Below are 18,147 nucleotides of genomic sequence, written 5' to 3'. Positions count from 1 at the left end.
CCGTCGCCTCCGGCGAGCGAGGGCGGCTCCTGATCCAAGGAGCACCCATGACCCTCACCACCGCAGCAACCGCCGCTGCAGCCACCCCTGCCCGGGGGACTCGTCCGCCCGAGGCGGGCTCCGCCGTCGGGACCCTCGACGCAGCCCGGGCCCGCAGCCTCGAGGTCGAGGCACGGATCGCCGCGGACCCCGCGGACTTCCGCGTCCTGACGGGCGAGCGCCCGACGGGCGCGCTGCACATCGGTCACTACTTCGGGACCATCGCGAACCGCGTGCGGCTCCAGCAGGCGGGCGTCGAGGTCTTTCTGATCCTCGCCGACTACCAGGTCATCACCGACCGCGACGAGGCGGGCGACCTGCGCGCGACCGTGCGCGAGATCCTGCTCGACTACCTGGCCGCGGGGATCGACCCCGATCGGACCACGGTCTTCACGCACAGCGCGGTCCCCGCGCTCAACCAGCTCCTGCTGCCGTTCCTGAGCCTCGTGAGCGTCGCCGAGCTCGATCGCAACCCGACCGTCAAGGCCGAGACCGCGGCAACCGGCGGCCGGGCGATGAGCGGGCTCATGCTGACCTACCCCGTGCACCAGGCCGCCGACATCCTCTTCTGCCACGGCAACCTCGTGCCCGTGGGACAGGACCAGCTGCCGCACCTCGAGATGACGCGCACGGTCGCGCGGCGCTTCAACCAGCGGTACTCCGCCGCCAACCCCTACTTCCCCGAGCCCGACGCGCTGCTCGCTCCTTCGCCCACGATCCTCGGGACCGACGGCACCAAGATGAGCAAGAGCCGGGGGAACACGCTGCCGCTCGGGGCGAGCGAGGACGAGACGGCCCGTTGGGTCAAGCGGGCCAAGACCGACGCCCAGCGGGCCATCACCTACGAGCCCGAGGCCAGGCCCGAGGTCGCGAACCTCCTGACGATCGCGTCGCTGTGCACGGGGCGCACGCCCGAGGAGATCGCGGACGAGGTGGGTGACGCGGGAGCGGGACGGCTCAAGGCGCTCGTGACCGAGGCGCTCGTCGAGCACCTGCGACCCCTCCGAGCCCGGCGCGCGGCGCTCGCGGCAGGCGACGGGCCGGACGTGCTCGAGATCCTCGCGCGCGGCAACGCGCGGGCGAACGAGATCGCGGACCGGACGCTCGCCGACGTGCGCGAGCTCATGGGCATGGTCTACCGCTGACGGGTCCGGACCGGGGGCACACGCGTGAGCGCCCGCTGCGGGAGACCGATGGTCTCCCGCAGCGGGCGCTGCGCCACCCTCGGCGAGGAGGGCGTCGACTCACTCGGCCCCGAGCCGCGACCGCAGCCGCGCGAGCTGTGCCCAGAGCTGGTCCGGCACCCGGTTGCCGAACGTGTCGAAGAACTCGCTCGTGAGCTCGGTCTCGGTGAGCCACGACGCGGCGTCCACCTCGAACAGCGCGTCGAGGGCGCCTTCCGGGAGGTCCAGCCCGTCGACGTCCAGCGCGCCCGGGGCGGGCAGCAGCCCGACGGCGCTCGTGACCGCCCCTGCGTCGGTCCGCAGGCCGCGCGACCGGTCGACCTGCTGGGCGATCCACGCGACGACGCGCGAGTTCTCCCCGAACCCCGGCCACAGGAACGAGCCGTCGGTTCCCTTGCGGAACCAGTTGACCTGGAAGATCTTGGGCCGCTTGGCCGGGTCGAGCCCCGCGCCGACGCTCAGCCAGTGCGCCCAGTGGTCGGCCATGTTGTAGCCGCAGAACGGCAGCATCGCGAAGGGGTCGCGGCGCAGCTCGCCCAGCGCGCCCTCGGCTGCTGCGGTGCGCTCCGACGAGATCGTCGCCCCCATGAACACGCCGTGCTCCCAGCTGTAGGCCTGGGCGACGAGCGGCACGTTGGTCGCGCGGCGCCCGCCGAAGATGATCGCGTCGATCGGGACGCCCGCAGGGTCCTCCCAGGTGTCGGCGATCGTGGGGCACTGCGCGGCGGCGACCGTGAACCGGGAGTTGGGGTGCGCGGCGGGCGTGCCCGCGGCCCCGTCGGCCGGCGTCCAGTCGTTGCCGCGCCAGTCGATCAGGTGCTCGGGGGCCTCGGGCGTGAGCCCCTCCCACCAGACGTCGCCGTCGTCGGTCAGTGCGACGTTGGTGAAGATGGTGTCGCGGTCGAACGTCGCGACCGCGACGGGGTTGGTGTCGATGCCCGTGCCGGGGGCGACGCCGAAGAACCCCGCCTCGGGGTTGATCGCGCGCAGCGTCCCGTCGGGGCCGCGACGCAGCCACGCGATGTCGTCGCCGATGGTCTCGACCTTCCACCCCGGCACGGTGGGCTGGAGCATCGCGAGGTTCGTCTTGCCGCACGCCGAGGGGAAGGCCGCGGCGAGGTGATAGGCGCGCCCCTCGGGCGAGGTGGCCCGGACGAGCAGCATGTGCTCGGCGAGCCAGCCCTCGTCGCGGGCCATGGCCGAGGCGATGCGCAGGGCGAAGCACTTCTTGCCGAGCAGGGCGTTGCCGCCGTACCCGGAGCCGTACGACCAGATCTCGCGGGTCTCGGGGAAGTGGGCGATGTACTTGGTGTCGTTGCAGGGCCACGCGACGTCCTCGTGGAGGTCGACCGAACCGTCCGGGAGATCGACCACGAGCGGGGCTCCGACCGAGTGGACGGCGGGCACGAACGGCGCACCGGCGTCGATCAGGGCCAGGACGTCGCTGCCGACCCGGGTCATGACTCCCATGCTCACGACGACGTACGGGGAGTCGGTGACCTGGATGCCTGCCTGCGAGAGGGGCCCGCCGACGGGTCCCATCGAGAACGGCACCACGTACATGGTGCGGCCGCGCATCGAGCCGTCGAACACCCCGCGCAGCTCGGCGCGCATGACGTCGGGCTCGCGCCAGTTGTTGGTGGGGCCCGCGTCGGCCTCGTCCTGCGAGCAGATGAACGTGCGGGACTCGACACGGGCCACGTCGCTCGGGTCCGAGCGGGCGAGGTAGCTGCCGGGGCGCAGCCCGGGGTCGAGCGGGCGGAGCGTGCCCGCGTCGACCATGAGATCGATCAGCCGCTGCTTCTCGGCCGCGGACCCGTCGCACCACACGACCGCGTCGGGTTCGGTCAGGTCCGCGATCTCGCGGACCCAGGCGCGCGGGTCGCGGGCCGCGCCGACGGCGGAGCGGGTACCGGGGCCGAACGCCGCTCCGGCCGTGGTCGCGGCGAGCGTGTCGGGCAGGTCCTCGGTGAGGGCGGCGTGGCGGGTGCGGCGAGGGTTGGCGGTCACGGTCATGATCGGGTCTCCGGTCCTGGGCGGGTGTCGTCCGCCCGGTGGGCGTCTGTTCTGCTGTTTCCACCTTCGACCCGGAACGACGCAGTTTTCCACTCAGATCCCTGTCAAGAATCGCGGTTCTTGACATAGAGTCAAGGAATGGCCGTCGACGAAGACCGCAAGATCCCCACGACCCCCGAGGTCCCCGCCCCTGCGACCACCGACCTCATCACGCTGGGCCGTCGAATCCGGTGGTTCCGCACCGGTCGGGATCTCACCCTCGACGCCCTCGGCGCGCAGGTCGGGACCACCGCGAGCCTCCTGTCGCTCATCGAGAACGGCAAGCGCGAACCTCGCCTGTCGCTGCTCCAGGCGCTCGCCGGGGCGCTCGACGTCGCGGTGACGGACCTGCTCGCGGACGAGCCGCCGTCGCGCCGTGCCGCGCTCGAGATCGAGCTCGACCGGGCCCAGCGCGGCCCCCTCTTCGCGACCCTGGGCCTGCCGTCGGTCAAGGCCTCCCAGAAGCTGCCCCTGCCGGTCCTGGAGAACCTCGTGGGGCTGCACGGCGAGCTCGCGCGGCGCGCGTCGGAGGCCATCGCGACGCCCGAGGAGGCGCGCCGCGCCAACACCGAGCTGCGCCTCGAGCGCCAGTCGCGCAACAACTACATCCCCGAGCTCGAGGACCTCGCCGAGGAGATGACGCGCCGGGCCGGCTACCGGGTGGGCGCGCTCACGCACCGCACGGTCGCCCGCATGGCCGAGCAGCTCGGCTTCACGCTCCTCCACGTCGACGACCTGCCGCACTCGACCCGCACGGTCACGGACCTGCGCAACGGCCGCATCTACCTGCCGCCGGCCTCGATCCCCGGGAGCCACGGCCTGCGCTCGCTCGGTCTGCAGGCCATCGCGCACCGCGTGCTCGGGCACCAGCGGCCCACGTCGTACGCGCACTTCCTGCGCCAGCGCGTCGAGATCACCTACTTCGCGGCGTGCTGCCTCATGCCGCAGTCCGCAGCGGTCGAGTTCCTCGAGCAGCGCAAGAAGGAGAAGGACCTCGCGGTCGAGGACTTCCGCGACGCGTTCGGCGTCTCGCACGAGGCCGCGTCGCAGCGCTTCACGAACCTCGCGACCTCGCGCCTGGGCATCCCCGTGCACTTCATGCGCGTGGGCGACGACGGCGCGCTCTACCGCGGCTACGCGAACGACGGTCTGCCGTTCCCGGCCGACGTCACGGGGGCCATCGAGGGGCAGCTCGTCTGCCGCCGGTGGGCGGCACGAGAGGCCTTCGCGCGCCGCGACCGGGCGACCGAGTCCTACCAGTACACGGACACCCCGGCGGGCACGTTCTGGTGCAGCACCCAGACGGGCACGACGACGACGGGCGAGTTCTCGATCACGGTCGGGGTCCCGTTCGCCTCGGCCAAGTGGTTCCGAGGACGCGAGACGACCGTGCGGCGCGCCTCGACCTGCCCCGACGAGGCGTGCTGCCGCCGACCCCAGGCCCAGCTCGCGCGCCGTTGGGAGGAGGTCGCGTGGCCCAGCGCGCGCATGCACCAGCACGTGCTGTCGGCCCTGCCCTCGGGGTCGTTCCCCGGGGTGGACGCCTCGGAGGTCTACGCGTTCCTCGAGAAGCACGCGCCGTCGCCCGGCGCGGAGTGAGCAGGGACGTGCCGGTCCGCCCTGCGCGACCTGACCTGCCCGGACCCGCCCGGCGGGCCTGAGCCCGATCCGTCCCGGCGAGGACCGTCACGCGTCGCGCAGCGGCCCTCCCTGCTGGTCGACGAGCGGCAGCAGCCGCTCCAGCACGTCACCCGTGCGCAGCCCGTCGTGCTCGAACTCGTTCGTGACGAGCGCCTGCACGTTCCCGACGCGCGAGGCCGTGTCGAGCGACAGGTGGGCGTCGACGAACATGTCGTCGTAGTAGACGGCTGCGGCGACCGGGACCTCGTTGGCCGCGAGCACGTCCAGGTCGTACAGCGTGGTCCAGTCCTCGCGGCGGGCCAGCTCCTCGGCGGCGCCCCGGAAGTCTCGCAGGCCCGCGATCTCCTCGAACATCCAGGGGTAGATCATCTCGCCCGTGAAGAGCAGCGGTCGGGCCTCGGGGGAGAACTCCGGGTGCTCGGCGCGGACCCGCTCGGCGGCCCAGCCCGTGGCCCCGTGGCCCGAGGCGTAGATCGACTCGTGCAGCACCGCGTACAGCGGGTTCGTCCGGAGCGAGGTCAGGTCCCGGACCTCGCTGAGGAACGTGTCGCTCAGGTCCTCGTCGCCGTGGTCGAACGCCTCGTCGAGGAGCCAGTGGACGCGTTCGAAGCCCGGCTTCATGCCGAAGTCCATGCCGAGGGTCTGGAGGCGTCGCACCGAGAGAACGTCGCCGTCGGGCAGCGTGACGTCACCCACCGCGATCCTGTCCGCGATGCGCGCGAGGCGTGCGACGTCGTCGGGGAAGCGCGACGCGAAGCGAGCGTTCTTGGCCGCGGTGCGCGGGTAGGTGCGGCGGTAGACCTCGGTCGCGTCGGCCTCGAGGCCCGCGAGCCCGCCCGTGACGTAGCAGGCCGAGAGGCCCTCGGGGGCGCGCGAGAGGTACGTGAGCGTGAGGAAGCCGCCGTAGCTCTGCCCGAGCGACTCCCAGCGGCGACCGCCGAACAACGTGCGGCGCACGTGCTCGGCGTCGGCCACGATCGAGTCCGCGCGGAAGTGCGAGAGGTGCTCGGCCTGCGCGGCGGCGTCGCCGAGCGCTGCCAGGTGGCGCCCGCGCACGGCTGAGCTGCGGCCCGTGCCGCGCTGGTCGAGCAGGATCACGCGGTGCGTCGCGAGCATGGTGCCGACCCAGCCGTCCGGCCCCGTGGGGCGCGGGCCCTTGCCGCCCGGGCCGCCCTGGAGGAACACGAGCAGCGGGAGGTCGTCATGCCGTCGGACCGGGTCGACCAGCTCGCGCACGAAGACCGTGATCCGGCGGGAGTCGGTCTCGTCGAACCAGTCGAGCGGGACCTCGACCTCGTGGTCGGTGACGTGCATCCCAGGGACGGTGTAGCTCACGGAGGTCATGACGACGAGCCTATCGAGCGCGTGCCGGTCCGGGAGGCCGGGTGTGTCGGAGGCGGTCCGTAGCGTGCGACCGCAGGATCGAGAAGGAGGCAGGCATGAGCTACGACATCGCCGTGTTCGCCACGGAGACCGTGGACGACGACGGGTTCGAGGCATGGTTCGAGGAGCAGGCCGAGTGGGGTGAGGACCACGACTACACGGACCCCGCGGTCACGTCCGTCGCCCTCCGGACGTTCTACGACGCGCTGGCCCAGGAGTTCCCGCCGATGAACGGGCCGGACGCCGACGAGGACGTCGACGATCCCCGCCTGGCCGACTACTCGATCGGGCGCGAGCTGCTCTACGTCGCGTTCGGCTGGTCCCAGGCACGCGCGGCGCAGGCGGCGTGCCTGCGCATCGCTGCGACGACCGGGGTCGCGGTCGGCCTCGTGAGCGACGACGGGCGGATCGTCCGACCGGGCGACACGCCGGAGCCGGTCGGTTCCTGACACGCCGGAGCCGGTCGGTTCCTGACACGCCGGAGCCGGCGTGACCCGGAGGTCACGCCGGCTCCGGCGAGGCTGCGAGAAGGACTACTTCTCGACGTCCTCGTCGACCCAGTCGAGGGTCTTGCTGACGGCCTTCTTCCAGTTGCGGTAGAGGCGCTCGCGCTCGCCCTCGTCCATCGACGGGCTCCAGCGCTTGTCCTCGGCCCAGTTGGCGATGACGTCCTGCTCGCCCTGCCAGAACCCGACCGCGATGCCCGCGGCGTACGCGGCGCCGAGCGCCGTCGTCTCTGCGACCTTGGGCCGCACGACGTCCACGCCGAGCTGGTCCGCCTGGAACTGCATGAGCAGCTCGTTCTGCACCATGCCGCCGTCGACGCGCAGCTCGGTGAGGTCGACGCCCGAGTCCGCGTTCATGGCGTCCAGGACCTCGCGGGTCTGGAACGCGACGGCCTCGAGCGCGGCGCGCGCGATGTGGTTCTTGTTGACGTAGCGCGTGAGGCCTACGAGCGCGCCACGGGCGTCGGACCGCCAGTGCGGCGCGAACAGACCCGAGAACGCGGGCACGAAGTACGCGCCACCGTTGTCGTCGACCTTGCGGGCGAGCCACTCGACGTCGGGCGCGTCCGAGAACATGCCGAGGTTGTCGCGCAGCCACTGGATGAGCGAGCCCGTGACGGCGATCGAGCCCTCGAGCGCGTAGCGGGCGGGCTGGTCGCCGATCTTGTAGCAGACCGTGGTCAGCAGGCCGTTCTCGCTCATGACCTTCTCGGTGCCCGTGTTGAGCAGCATGAAGTTGCCCGTGCCGTACGTGTTCTTGGCCTGCCCGACCTCGAAGCACGCCTGGCCGAACGTCGCGGCCTGCTGGTCGCCCAGGATGCCCGCGATCGGGACACCGGGGAGGAGCCCGCCGGGGCGGCCCTTCCCGTAGACCTCGGAGGACGACTTGATCTCCGGGAGCATCGAGAGGGGGATGCCCATGTCGGCCGCGATGTCCTCGCGCCAGCTCAGGGTGTCGAGGTCCATGAGCATGGTGCGCGACGCGTTGGTCACGTCGGTGACGTGCACGCCGCCGTCGACGCCGCCCGTCATGTTCCACAGGACCCAGGTGTCGGTGTTGCCGAACACGAGGTCGCCGGCGTCGGCCGCCTCGCGGGCGCCCTCGACGTTGTCGAGGATCCACTTGACCTTGGGACCGGAGAAGTAGGTCGCGAGGGGCAGGCCGACGATCGCCTTGTACTTCTCGGGGCCCGCCTCGCCGCCGAGCTCGTCGACGATCTTCTGCGTCCGGGTGTCCTGCCAGACGATCGCGTTGTAGACGGGCTTGCCCGTCTTGCGGTTCCACACGACCGCGGTCTCGCGCTGGTTGGTGATGCCGACCGCGGCGATGTCGGTGTAGGTCACGTTCGCGCGGGTCAGCGCGAGACCCACGGCCTCGCGCACGTTGTTCCAGATCTGCTCGGGGTTGTGCTCGACCCAGCCGGCCCGCGGGAAGATCTGGTCGTGCTCGAGCTGGCCGGAGGAGACGATCTCCCCGGCGTGGTTGAAGACGATGGCCCGGGAGCTGGTGGTTCCCTGGTCGATGGCGAGAACGTAGTCGGCCATGGTGTGTCAGTCCTTCACGTCGGTGTGGTTGAGCGGGTGCCGCGCTGCGCGGCGGGAGTTCACGAAGGGTCGCCGTGCCCGACGGCGGGTGGTCGCGTGACCGGGGCGGGTCGCCCCGTCCCGGTCACGCGGGAAGGGCGAGGTCAGGCCCAGGCCCCTCCGACGAGACCGGCGAGCACGCCGCCGACGAGCGGGCCCGCGACCGGGACCCACGAGTAGGCCCAGTCGCTCGACCCCTTGCCCTTGATGGGCAGGAGGGCGTGGGCGATGCGCGGGCCGAGGTCACGTGCAGGGTTGATCGCGTACCCGGTGGGACCACCGAGGGACGCACCGATACCGACCACGACGAGCGCGACCGCGAGCGGTCCGAGCCCCGAGGGGGTCCGTCCCGACGCCACGACGAAGAACACGAGGACGAAGGTCGCGATGACCTCGGTGATGAAGTTCCAGCCGTAGGAGCGGAGCTCGGGGCCGGTCGAGAAGACCGCGAGCTTGGTTGCTGCGGGAGCGTCCTCGTCGAAGTGCTTCTTGTAGGCGATGAACGCGAGCACGGCACCGAGGATCGCGCCGATCATCTGTGCGCCGAAGTACATGAACATGTTGCCCACGGTCGGCTCGATCGTCGCGGTGACCAGGCCCTCGGGCCCGGTGACCGAGAAGAAGGGCTCCTGCGCGGTGTACAGACCGATCGTCACCGCGGGGTTGAGGTGTGCGCCGGACTTGAAGGCGACGTAGACACCGGTGAAGACGGCAAGGCCCCATCCGAAGTTGATGAGGAGCCAACCGCCGTTGAAGCCCTTGGTCTTGGGGAGGATCACGTTGGCTACGACGCCGGCGCCCATCAGGATCAGGGTCGCGGTGCCGAGTATCTCGGACCAGAAGGCGTTGAGGAGGAGTGTGTCCATCAGCTTCTCTCTTTCTTGGTGGACTTCGTTGTCGCAACCACCCCGGCGCATCCGTGCGGCGGGGCCCCGGTGTGCGCCGCGAGGTGCGCACCCGTGAGGTTGGGGGTGTGCCGGCCCCGACGTCGCCCGGCGCGAGCCGAGCGGGCCGGGGACCGGCGGATGAAGTTGTTCTCGGGGAGCCCGGGGCTCCGGCGGTCAGGAGGGCAGGTTCGTCAGGAGGCGTCGAGCGGCTTGAGCGGTGCGACGTCGTCTGCTGCGAGGCGCGTGCGCTCGGCCGTGGCGTCGTCGGGCTCCTGCTCGGCGGCCTCCTCGGCTCCGGCGCGTGCCGTGTAGGACGCGATCTCAGCGGCCTTCTGCTCGTCGGTCCAGCCGAGGAGCGGGGCGGCGATGTCGGCGATCTCGGGGAGGGCGCCGAGCCCGCGGTCGAGCACCTCGTAGTTGAGCCGCGTGCGGTGCAGCAGGAGGTCCTCCAGGTGGAGGGCACCCTCGTGGGTCACGCCGTAGCTGATCTCGGCCCGCAGGTAGGCGGGCGCGTGCTCGAGCGGCTTGGCGAGCGAGGGGTCGGACTGGCACAGCGCGACGATGTCGCGCAGGTTCGAGCCGTAGCGGTGCAGCAGGTGGTCGACCATCTGCGGGGTCCACCCGAACTTCGAGGCCCACGGCCGGGCCTGGCGCCGCACGGCGTCGAGACCGACGGCGCCGAGCAGCGGGATCTTGTCCGTGATCGAGGGGAGGGCCGCGGCGCGCTGACCGATCGCGAAGTCGACCGCGTCCTTGGCCATGACCCGGTACGTCGTGAGCTTGCCGCCCGCGATGACCGTGAGGCCCGGCGTGGGCGACGCCGTGGTGTGCTCGCGCGAGACCTTGGCCGAGCTGGTGCCCTCCTTGGTGCCGGGCTGGAGCAGCGGACGCAGGCCTGCGTAGGTCCCGATGATGTCGTCGCGCGTCAGGGGCTGGGCGAGGACCGCGTTGGCGTGCTCGAGGATGTACTCGATGTCCGCCGAGGTCGCGACCGGGTGCGTGAGCTCCTGCTCCCACGGGGTGTCGGTCGTGCCGATCACCCAGTAGCGGGACCAGGGGATGATGAAGAGGACCGACTTCTCGGTCTGCAGGATCAGGCCGACCTGGCCCTTGATGCGCTCGCGCGGGACGACGATGTGGACGCCCTTCGACGCCAGGACGCGCAGCCCGCCGTCGGTGCCCGCGAGGGCCTCGGTGTCCTCGGTCCACACGCCCGTCGCGTTGATGACGGCGCGGGCGCGGACCGTGATGCGCTTGCCCGTCTCGAGGTCCTCGAGGATCGCGCCGTTGACGGCTCCGGTCGACCCCTTGGTCAGCTCGACGACCTGGGTGCGGGACGCGGCGTGGGCCCCGTAGGAGGCCGCGGTGCGGATCAGGGTGGAGACCAGGCGTGCGTCGTCGACCGAGGCGTCCCAGTACTGGACGGCGCCGATCGCGGCGTCGTGCGCGAGGTCGGGGAACTTGCGCTCCATCTGCTTGCGCGACAGGTGGCGGTGCAGGGGCAGTGCGCGCTTGCCGGGGGCCATGCTCGCGAGCGTGTCGTACAGCGCGATCCCGGCGCCGACGTAGGCACGCTCCCACACGCGGTGCTCGAGCGGGTACAGGAACGGGACCGGGCGCACGAGGTGCGGGGCGAGGTCCTTGATGAGCAGGTCGCGCTCGGTCAGTGCCTCGTGGACCAGGTGGAAGTCGAGCATCTGCAGGTAGCGCAACCCGCCGTGGACCAGCTTGCTCGACCGGCTCGACGTCCCGGAGGCCCAGTCCTGGGCCTCGACGATCGCGGTCGAGAGGCCACGGGTCACGGAGTCGAGGGCGATGCCCGCTCCGGTCACGCCTCCGCCGATCACGAGGACGTCGAGCTCCTGGTCCGCGCTGGTGCTCGCCTCGAGCGCTGACAGCGCCCGCTGGCGAGACTCTGCGGTGAGTCTGCTGGAAGTCATCCGATGGCCTTCTCTCGTCGTCGAACTGGTGCATCCCGAGGGACACAGCGGGAACTACGTCTCACTGTGACGTTCCCACGGGTGTGCGTCCCGCGCTAGCGGTACGACCCGGTCCCCGTGCGGGCACCGTTCCGTGGCACAGCGCTGTCGAAATGCCGCTGCACGTATTAACGTCAACATGTCAGGAACGTTCGCGCAAGCGCAGTGCACAAACGTGCAACAGTGGTGGGAGACCGGCAGATGGCGGATCGGGAGCAGGACGTCCTGCGGGCGGCCTCGATGTACTACCTCCAGGACATGAAGATGGAGGCGATCGCGAAGCACCTGAGGACCTCGCGGTCGACGGTCTCGCGGCTGGTCAAGAAGGCCCGTGAGACAGGTCTGGTGGAGATCACGCTCCGGCCAACGCAGAGTCGGGCGCCGGGGCTGGGCGCGCACATCTCGGCCACGTACGGCATCGACGCCTACGTCGTGCCCGTCCCGGACTCGACGCAGCAGGTCGACCGGCTCGACCAGGTCGCGCTGACGACCGCACGGCTGCTCGGCTCGTGGTTCGACTCCGACATGATCCTCGGCATCGCGTGGGGCACGACGCTCGCGGCGATCTCCCGGCACCTGAGCCGCAAGCCGACCCGAGGGTCCGCCGTCGTGCAGCTCAGCGGGGCCGCGAACACCCGCACCTCCGGGGTGCACTACGCGGGCGACCTGATCGCCGGGTTCGGCGAGGCGTTCGACGCGCACGTGCACCATTTCCCAGTCCCCACGTTCTTCGACTACGCCGAGACCAAGCAGGCGATGTGGCGCGAACGGTCGGTCCGTCGCGTGCTGGACGTCCAGCGGCGGGCCGACGTCGCGCTGTTCTCCGTGGGCGCCGTCTCGGGCGGCGTCCCGAGCCACGTCTACTCGGCCGGCTACCTCGAGCCCGAGGACATCGCGGTGCTCGACGCCGAGGGGGTCGTGGGCGACGTGTGCACTGTGTTCCTGCGGGCCGACGGCACGTACCGCGACATCGCGCTCAACGAGCGCGCCACGGGCCCGGGCCCCGACGAGCTCCGGCGGATCCCGCAGCGCATCTGCGCGGTCGCGGGGGACAACAAGGTCGCGCCGCTGCGCGCGGCCCTGCGCGCCGGGGTCGTCACGCACCTGGTGGTCGACGAGATCACGGCGTCGCACCTGATCGAGCAGGAGACGGGGCGGATCGCGGTCGCGCGCACACGCAATGAGAGTATGCATTCGGGTGCATGATTACGCATCGGGCCGCATCGCGGCGTAGATTGGGCGCGTGACGAGCACCTCCACCCCCACCCTGACGCTCCGCCCTGCCCTCCCGGCGGACGTGCGGGCCATCCGCGGGCTCGTCGAGCCCTACGCGCAGGCCCGCATCCTCCTGGCCAAGGAGATGGTCGGCTACTACGAGGCCGTGCAGGAGTTCGTCGTCGCGGACGTGGGGGAGCCGGGCGCTCCCGAGGTCGTCGGGTGCGGCGCGCTGCACGTCATGTGGGACGACCTCGCCGAGATCCGCACGCTCGCGGTCGACCAGGCCTGGCGCGGCCACCGGGTAGGGCACCAGCTCGTGGTCGAGCTTCTCGAACGCGCCCGCGCCCTGGGCCTCCAGCGGGTCTTCTGCCTGACGTTCGAGGTCGACTTCTTCCGCGCGCACGGGTTCGAGGCGATCGACGGGACCCCCGTGTCGCCCGACGTCTACGCCGAGCTCCTGCGCTCGCACGACGACGGCGTGGCCGAGTTCCTCGACCTCGCCCGCGTGAAGCCCAACACGCTCGGCAACACGCGCATGCTCATCACGCTCTGAGGCGCTCTGAGGCGCTCTGAGGCGCTCTGAGGCGCTCTGAGGCGCTCCGGGCGCCGACGCCCGACGTCCAGCGACCGACGGGCTCGCGATGCTCAGGCCGGGAGACGGTAGACGTCGCCGTCCTGCTCGAGCAGCCCGTCCTCGACGAGGCTCGCGACGCACCTCCCGAGCTGGGCAGCGTCGGGCCACAGTCCCGCGACCGCGTCGCGGTGCACAGGACCGTCCGCCGCGCGCAGCGCGCCCATGACCCGGCCCCGCGCCTGCCGGTCGGTGCCCTCCCAGGCCTGGGTCCGCCGTCGGGCAGCGTGCTCGTCCGGTGGGCTGCCCGCCGCCAGCCACGCGCACAGGTCCGCCACCGGGCACTCGTCGCAGCGCGGCGAGCGCGCCGTGCACACGAGCGCGCCCAGCTCCATCGAGCCGGCGGCCCACAGGGCCGCGTCGTCGTCCTCGGCCGGCGCGACCAGGGTCGCGAGCCGACGCTCGGCCGCGGTGTACGACGGCGCAGGCAGCGCCGTCCCCGACACCGCGCGCGCCAGGACGCGACGCACGTTCGTGTCGACGACGACGGCCCGCCGACCGTGCGCGAACGCCGTCACCGCCGCGGCCGTGTACTCGCCGACGCCCGGCAGCGCGAGCAGCTCGTCCGCGTCCGTGGGGACGAGGCCCCCGTGCCGTTCGACGACGGCCCGCGCACAGTCCTGCAGGCGCAGCGCCCGGCGCGGGTAGCCGAGGCGCCCCCAGGCGCGCAGCACGTCGGCCGTCGAGGCGGCGGCCAGGTCCGCGGGCTCGGGCCAGCGGTCCATCCAGGCGCGCCACGCGGGCTCGACCCGCACCACGGGCGTCTGCTGGAGCATGACCTCGCTGACCAGGACACCCCAGGGCGAGCAGTCGTCGTGTCGCCACGGCAGGTCGCGGGCAGTCTGGGCGAACCACTGCCCGACGGCGTCGCGCAGGTCCGCGTGCGGGTCCGGGGCGGGGAGGCTCGCCAGGGCAGAACGGGTCCCGGAGCGGGGAGCGGTGGCGTCGAGCGTGGTGGAGGAGAGCGGCATGGTCCGACCATTCTCGCCGATGCGCGAGGGCGCGGTGTGGCAGTGACCGAACCGTCCCGCGCGGGACGTACCGTTGCCCCAGCGCGGGAACGCCCCGCGCCGACCGTCGAACGGAGCCGCACGTGAGCACGCCGCGAGGCACCCGGCCACCGACCGGGGCGACCCCGGTCCAGGCGCGCCCGGCCGACGGGGCGGGCGGGACGCCGTCGGGCAGGCCCACCTCCCGGACCCTGCGGGTGCGGCGCGTCGTCGCGCTCGTCCTGCTCGCGGTGATCGTCGTCGGCGTCGTGATGCTCGTCAAGGCCGCGATCGCGTTCGGCACCGGACTGCTCGCCGACGACCCCCAGGGCAAGGTCGCCCCACCCCCGCCGCAGGCCGTCGCGACCGGTGGCTACAAGAAGTGCGAGGTCAAGGACCTCACGCTCGGGCTCACGGTGTCGAAGGCCTCGTACGCCGACGGCGAGAACCCGTCCTTCTCGCTGACGCTCACGCACGTCGGCCGGCGGCCCTGCTTCGTCGACTCGTCCCCTGCCTCGCTCGAGCTCGTCGTGACCTCGGGACAGGACCGCATCTGGTCGTCGGTCGACTGCCCGCCCGCCAAGAAGGTGCTCCTCATGGCCCCCGGCGACGCGTACCCCCAGACCGTGGACTGGGCGCGTGCACGATCTGCCGCGGAGTGCCCCGCAGACCTGCCCGCACCCGGGGCGGGCGACTACAGCGCGGTCGTGACGTCGACCGAGGTGAGCGGTCTGACGAGCGCACCCGTGGCGTTCACGCTCCAGGCTCCGCCGCCACCGCCCGTCGAGACGCCACCCGCGACCGAGACGCCGGCCGACGGGACGGTGCCCCCGGTGGACGGGACGGTGCCCCCGGTGGACGGCGACCCGGCTGCGACCGGGGAGACGGCCCCCGCTGATGGGGCGGCTCCGGCCGACGGGGCGGTTCCTCCCGCTGACGGGACTGCTCCGTAGCGCTGGGCAGCTCCCGCACCCGCGCCCGCACCCACGCCCACGCCGGGACTGCCCGGGCCCCGTGCGACGCGCCCGGCCCGCGAGGTGTGCGCTGTACGCCGTGCCCACGGCACGTGGCGCGCGCGGCCGTCGATGCTTGGTTGTCAGAACTGGGCCGGGGTATAACCCGGCCCGCTTCTGACAACTGATCGGGTGGTCGGGTCGGGTGCCCGCCAGCTCGTCGGGCCCGGGGGAGTTGTCAGAGCTGGGCCGGGGTATAACCCGGCTCGCTTCTGACAACTGATCGGGCGGTGGGCCACCGTCGGAAGGGCAGGTGGGCAGAAGGTCTCAGCTCAGCCGTCACGTACCGCCCAGGTCGCGGCGTACCGCTCGGTCCTAGACGTACCGCTCGAGGATGCTGGACTCCGCGAGCCGTGAGAGCCCCTCACGGACCGCGCGGGCTCGCTGCTCGCCCACGCCGTCGACTGCCATGAGGTCGTCGATGCTGGCTGCGAGGAGCTTCTGCAGCCCGCCGAAGTGCGTGACCAGGCGGTCGATGATGGCGCCCGGCAGGCGGGGGACCTTGGAGAGCAGCCGGTACCCGTGCGGTGCGACCGCGGCGTCGAGCGCCTCGCCGCCTCCGGGGAGCTCGAGGACTCGGCCGATGATCGTGAGATCGAGCAGCTGGGTCTGGTCGAGGGCGGCGAGCGCGTTCTTGACGTCCGCGAGCGAGCGTTCCTTGCGGCTGAGCTCGACGTAGTCGCGGATCACGGACTCGCGGTCCGAGCCGATCCCGCCGATCAGCTCGTCGAGCTGGAGCGCGAGGAGGCGACCGTCCGTGCCGAGCTCGACGACGTAGCCGGCGATCTCCTCGGAGATGCGCCCCACCATCTCGAGGCGCTGGACGACCGCGCACACGTCGCGGACCGTGACGAGGTCCTCGATCTCGAGCGCGGACAGCGTGCCGCTGACCTCGTCGAGGCGGGCGCGGTAGCGCTCGAGCGTCGCGAGAGCCTGGTTGGCGCGCGACAGGATGGTGTCCGAGTCCTCGAGCACGTAGCGCAGGCCGCCGACGTAGAGCGCGACGATCCGCATGGACTGGCTCACCGAGATGACCGGGAAGCCGCTCTGCTTGGCGACGCGCTCGGCGGTGCGGTGACGCGTGCCGGACTCGGTGGTCTCGATCGTGGGGTCCGGGAGGAGCTGGACCGCCGCGCGCAGGATCCGGTTCGCGTCGCGGTCCAGGACCACGGCGCCGTCCATCTTGGAGAGCTCGCGCAGCCGCGTCGCCGAGAAGCCGACGTCCAGCACGAACCCTCCCGAGCACATGGTCTCGACGACCTTGTCCAGGCCCAGCACGATCAGTGCACCCGTGCGACCTCGAAGGATGCGCTCGAGCCCGTCGCGGAGCTCGGTACCGGGGGCCACTGCGGCGAGGGTCTCCCGGAGCAGGTCGTCAGGATGCACAGGGGAGTTGGCCACGTGGGCATCTTACGCTGCCAGGTTGTCTCAGGGGCAGGAAAACGCCGTCCGCGGACAACTGGAGGTCACGATGGGATCACGGTTGACCGACGTCGAACCGGGTGCGTTCCTGCTGCGGGGGCAGGTGGCCGCCGCGGGCGAGCTCGACGGCCTCGCCCAGGTGCTGCGCAGGCAGGACCGTCATGCCCGCAGGCGGCTTGGGTGACGACCCGTGCGGCACCACGGCCCGCGTGAAGCCGAGACGGGCGGCCTCGGCGAGCCGCCGGTCCAGCCCGGCGACCGGGCGGATGTCCCCGGCGAGCCCCACCTCCCCGATCGCGATGGTCCCCGGGGGCATGACCTGGTCCTCGCGGGCCGAGAACGTGGCCAGCGCGATGGACAGGTCTGCCGCAGGCTCGCTGACCCGCGCCCCGCCGATCGTCGAGACGTACACGTCCTGGTCGACGAGGCGGACCCCGGCGTGCCGGTGCATGACCGCGAGGATCATCGCGAGCCGGCTCGAGTCGATCCCGCTCGTGGTGCGCCGCGGGTTGGCCAACGAGCTGGGGACCACGAGCGACTGGATCTCGAGGGCGAGCGGCCTGCGGCCCTCGAGGGTCACCGTGATGCACGTGCCGGGGACGCCCGCCCCCGAGTGCGACAGGAACAGCCCGCTGGGGTCCGCGAGCCCCACGATCCCCGTCTCCGAGAGGTCGAAGCAACCCACCTCGTCGGTGGGGCCGTAGCGGTTCTTGATCGCGCGCACGAGGCGCAGGCGCGAGTGACGGTCACCCTCGAACTGGCACACCACGTCGACCAGGTGCTCGAGCGTGCGGGGCCCGGCGACCGAGCCGTCCTTGGTCACGTGCCCGACGAGGATCACGGGCAGGTCGCGCTCCTTGGCCGCGGCGATGAGCGCCGCGGCGACCTCGCGGACCTGGCTGACACCCCCCGGGGCCCCGTCGACCTGAGCCGAGGCGATGGTCTGCACCGAGTCCACGACCAGGAGGTCCGGGTTCGTGGCCTCGATGTGCCCCAGGACCGTCGCGAGGTCCGTCTCGGCAGCGAGCAGCAGGCCGGGGGCCAGCGCTCCCACACGCTCGGCGCGCAGCCTGACCTGCCCGGCGGACTCCTCGCCGGTGACGTACAGGACAGTGCGGGGCCGCGGTGCGGGACGGGGAGCGTCCTCGGGGGAAGCGACCTTGTCGCTCACCCCGGCCGCGACGTTGCTCGCGACCTTGAGCAGGAGCGTCGACTTGCCGACGCCCGGCTCCCCGGCGAGCAGCACCACGGCCCCCGGGACGATCCCGCCACCCAGCACGCGGTCGAACTCCGCGACCCCCGTGGGGGTGGCCCGTGCGGTCTCCACGTCGATCTCGCCGATGGGGCGCGCAGGGGAGCGTGTGGGCGCGACGGCCGCGGTGCGCGGTCCTGCCGACGCGGCGGCCTCCTCCGTGACGGTGCCCCACTCCTGGCACTCGCCGCAGCGGCCGACCCACTTGGCGGTGGTCCAGCCGCACTCGCCGCAGCGGTAGGCGGGACGGGCCGGGCGCTTGCTCGTGGCGCGGGAGGCCGCGGAGGTCGATGTGGTCACGGGCGCCACGCTAGCGACAGGCACCCACACGTGCCGCGGCCCGGCGCGCCCGTGCCCACAGGCC

Annotated in this window: 14 protein-coding genes; 6 read left to right on the top strand and 8 right to left on the bottom strand. The window is 72.2% G+C overall.

The window, feature by feature from the left end; translation table 11 throughout:
- Positions 1-47: 47 nt before the first annotated feature.
- A complete protein-coding gene (gene trpS / locus ACFWGN_RS07015) occupies positions 48-1,184 on the top strand; it encodes a tryptophan--tRNA ligase (protein WP_377616247.1) in 1,137 nt (378 codons plus the stop codon).
- A 99-nt stretch (positions 1,185-1,283) separates the two neighbouring features.
- Here the strand turns inward: trpS and ACFWGN_RS07010 are convergent, their stop codons facing one another.
- On the bottom strand, positions 1,284-3,239 hold the full coding sequence (locus ACFWGN_RS07010) for a phosphoenolpyruvate carboxykinase (GTP) (RefSeq protein WP_377616246.1): 1,956 nt from the start codon (positions 3,237-3,239) through the stop codon (positions 1,284-1,286).
- 138 nt (positions 3,240-3,377) lie between these two features.
- Here ACFWGN_RS07010 and ACFWGN_RS07005 point away from each other — a divergent pair, with 138 nt between their 5' ends.
- Positions 3,378-4,877 carry a helix-turn-helix domain-containing protein gene (locus ACFWGN_RS07005; protein WP_377616245.1) on the top strand — a complete coding sequence of 500 codons (1,500 nt, stop codon included), beginning with the start codon at positions 3,378-3,380 and terminating at the stop codon, positions 4,875-4,877.
- An 87-nt stretch (positions 4,878-4,964) separates the two neighbouring features.
- Here ACFWGN_RS07005 and ACFWGN_RS07000 read toward each other — a convergent pair whose 3' ends face one another.
- Positions 4,965-6,263, bottom strand: a complete 1,299-nt coding sequence (locus ACFWGN_RS07000; protein ID WP_377616244.1) for an alpha/beta fold hydrolase — start codon at positions 6,261-6,263, stop codon at positions 4,965-4,967.
- Between the two features lie 95 nt (positions 6,264-6,358).
- On the opposite strand from ACFWGN_RS07000, the gene ACFWGN_RS06995 reads away from it, so the two are divergent.
- The gene (locus tag ACFWGN_RS06995) at positions 6,359-6,751 is read left to right on the top strand and encodes a hypothetical protein (RefSeq protein WP_377616242.1); all 393 of its coding nucleotides are present in this window, start codon (positions 6,359-6,361) and stop codon (positions 6,749-6,751) included.
- Positions 6,752-6,835: 84 nt separating this feature from the next.
- Here the strand turns inward: ACFWGN_RS06995 and glpK are convergent, their stop codons facing one another.
- The 3 genes from glpK to ACFWGN_RS06980 form a co-directional block, all read right to left on the bottom strand.
- Positions 6,836-8,353 carry a glycerol kinase GlpK gene (gene glpK, locus ACFWGN_RS06990; protein WP_377616241.1) on the bottom strand — a complete coding sequence of 506 codons (1,518 nt, stop codon included), beginning with the start codon at positions 8,351-8,353 and terminating at the stop codon, positions 6,836-6,838.
- Positions 8,354-8,496: 143 nt separating this feature from the next.
- Positions 8,497-9,258: an MIP/aquaporin family protein gene (locus tag ACFWGN_RS06985; protein WP_377616240.1), complete on the bottom strand. Its 762-nt coding sequence runs from the start codon at positions 9,256-9,258 to the stop codon at positions 8,497-8,499.
- 212 nt (positions 9,259-9,470) lie between these two features.
- Positions 9,471-11,219: an FAD-dependent oxidoreductase gene (locus tag ACFWGN_RS06980; RefSeq protein ID WP_377616238.1), complete on the bottom strand. Its 1,749-nt coding sequence runs from the start codon at positions 11,217-11,219 to the stop codon at positions 9,471-9,473.
- 240 nt (positions 11,220-11,459) lie between these two features.
- Here ACFWGN_RS06980 and ACFWGN_RS06975 point away from each other — a divergent pair, with 240 nt between their 5' ends.
- Positions 11,460-12,464, top strand: a complete 1,005-nt coding sequence (locus ACFWGN_RS06975) for a sugar-binding transcriptional regulator (protein WP_377616237.1) — start codon at positions 11,460-11,462, stop codon at positions 12,462-12,464.
- A gap of 37 nt (positions 12,465-12,501) precedes the next feature.
- The gene (locus ACFWGN_RS06970) at positions 12,502-13,029 is read left to right on the top strand and encodes an amino-acid N-acetyltransferase (RefSeq protein WP_377616236.1); all 528 of its coding nucleotides are present in this window, start codon (positions 12,502-12,504) and stop codon (positions 13,027-13,029) included.
- Between the two features lie 92 nt (positions 13,030-13,121).
- Here ACFWGN_RS06970 and ACFWGN_RS06965 read toward each other — a convergent pair whose 3' ends face one another.
- Positions 13,122-14,078: an A/G-specific adenine glycosylase gene (locus tag ACFWGN_RS06965; protein WP_377616235.1), complete on the bottom strand. Its 957-nt coding sequence runs from the start codon at positions 14,076-14,078 to the stop codon at positions 13,122-13,124.
- A gap of 122 nt (positions 14,079-14,200) precedes the next feature.
- Here ACFWGN_RS06965 and ACFWGN_RS06960 point away from each other — a divergent pair, with 122 nt between their 5' ends.
- On the top strand, positions 14,201-15,049 hold the full coding sequence (locus tag ACFWGN_RS06960; RefSeq protein WP_377616233.1) for a hypothetical protein: 849 nt from the start codon (positions 14,201-14,203) through the stop codon (positions 15,047-15,049).
- Between the two features lie 375 nt (positions 15,050-15,424).
- Here ACFWGN_RS06960 and disA read toward each other — a convergent pair whose 3' ends face one another.
- Both disA and radA read right to left on the bottom strand, forming a co-directional pair.
- A complete protein-coding gene (gene disA / locus ACFWGN_RS06955) occupies positions 15,425-16,510 on the bottom strand; it encodes a DNA integrity scanning diadenylate cyclase DisA (protein ID WP_191804487.1) in 1,086 nt (361 codons plus the stop codon).
- A 76-nt stretch (positions 16,511-16,586) separates the two neighbouring features.
- On the bottom strand, positions 16,587-18,083 hold the full coding sequence (radA, locus tag ACFWGN_RS06950) for a DNA repair protein RadA (protein WP_191804489.1): 1,497 nt from the start codon (positions 18,081-18,083) through the stop codon (positions 16,587-16,589).
- Positions 18,084-18,147: the final 64 nt, after the last annotated feature.

The sequence above is a fragment of the Oerskovia sp. NPDC060338 genome (genome assembly GCF_042726295.1).
Classification (GTDB): Bacteria; Actinomycetota; Actinomycetes; order Actinomycetales; family Cellulomonadaceae; genus Oerskovia; species Oerskovia merdavium.
This window is presented reverse-complemented; position numbering and strand designations above follow the sequence as displayed.

Bases quoted from the DNA above. Each gene is read 5' to 3' on its own strand.
- ACFWGN_RS07010 (WP_377616246.1), bottom strand. From the start codon at position 3,239: ATGACCGTGACCGCCAACCCTCGCCGCACCCGCCACGCCGCCCTCACC.
- ACFWGN_RS06995 (WP_377616242.1), top strand. From the start codon at position 6,359: ATGAGCTACGACATCGCCGTGTTCGCCACGGAGACCGTGGACGACGAC.
- glpK (WP_377616241.1), bottom strand. From the start codon at position 8,353: ATGGCCGACTACGTTCTCGCCATCGACCAGGGAACCACCAGCTCCCGG.
- ACFWGN_RS06965 (WP_377616235.1), bottom strand. From the start codon at position 14,078: ATGCCGCTCTCCTCCACCACGCTCGACGCCACCGCTCCCCGCTCCGGG.
- ACFWGN_RS06975 (WP_377616237.1), top strand. From the start codon at position 11,460: ATGGCGGATCGGGAGCAGGACGTCCTGCGGGCGGCCTCGATGTACTAC.
- trpS (WP_377616247.1), top strand. From the start codon at position 48: ATGACCCTCACCACCGCAGCAACCGCCGCTGCAGCCACCCCTGCCCGG.
- ACFWGN_RS06985 (WP_377616240.1), bottom strand. From the start codon at position 9,258: ATGGACACACTCCTCCTCAACGCCTTCTGGTCCGAGATACTCGGCACC.
- ACFWGN_RS07005 (WP_377616245.1), top strand. From the start codon at position 3,378: ATGGCCGTCGACGAAGACCGCAAGATCCCCACGACCCCCGAGGTCCCC.
- ACFWGN_RS07000 (WP_377616244.1), bottom strand. From the start codon at position 6,263: ATGACCTCCGTGAGCTACACCGTCCCTGGGATGCACGTCACCGACCAC.
- ACFWGN_RS06980 (WP_377616238.1), bottom strand. From the start codon at position 11,219: ATGACTTCCAGCAGACTCACCGCAGAGTCTCGCCAGCGGGCGCTGTCA.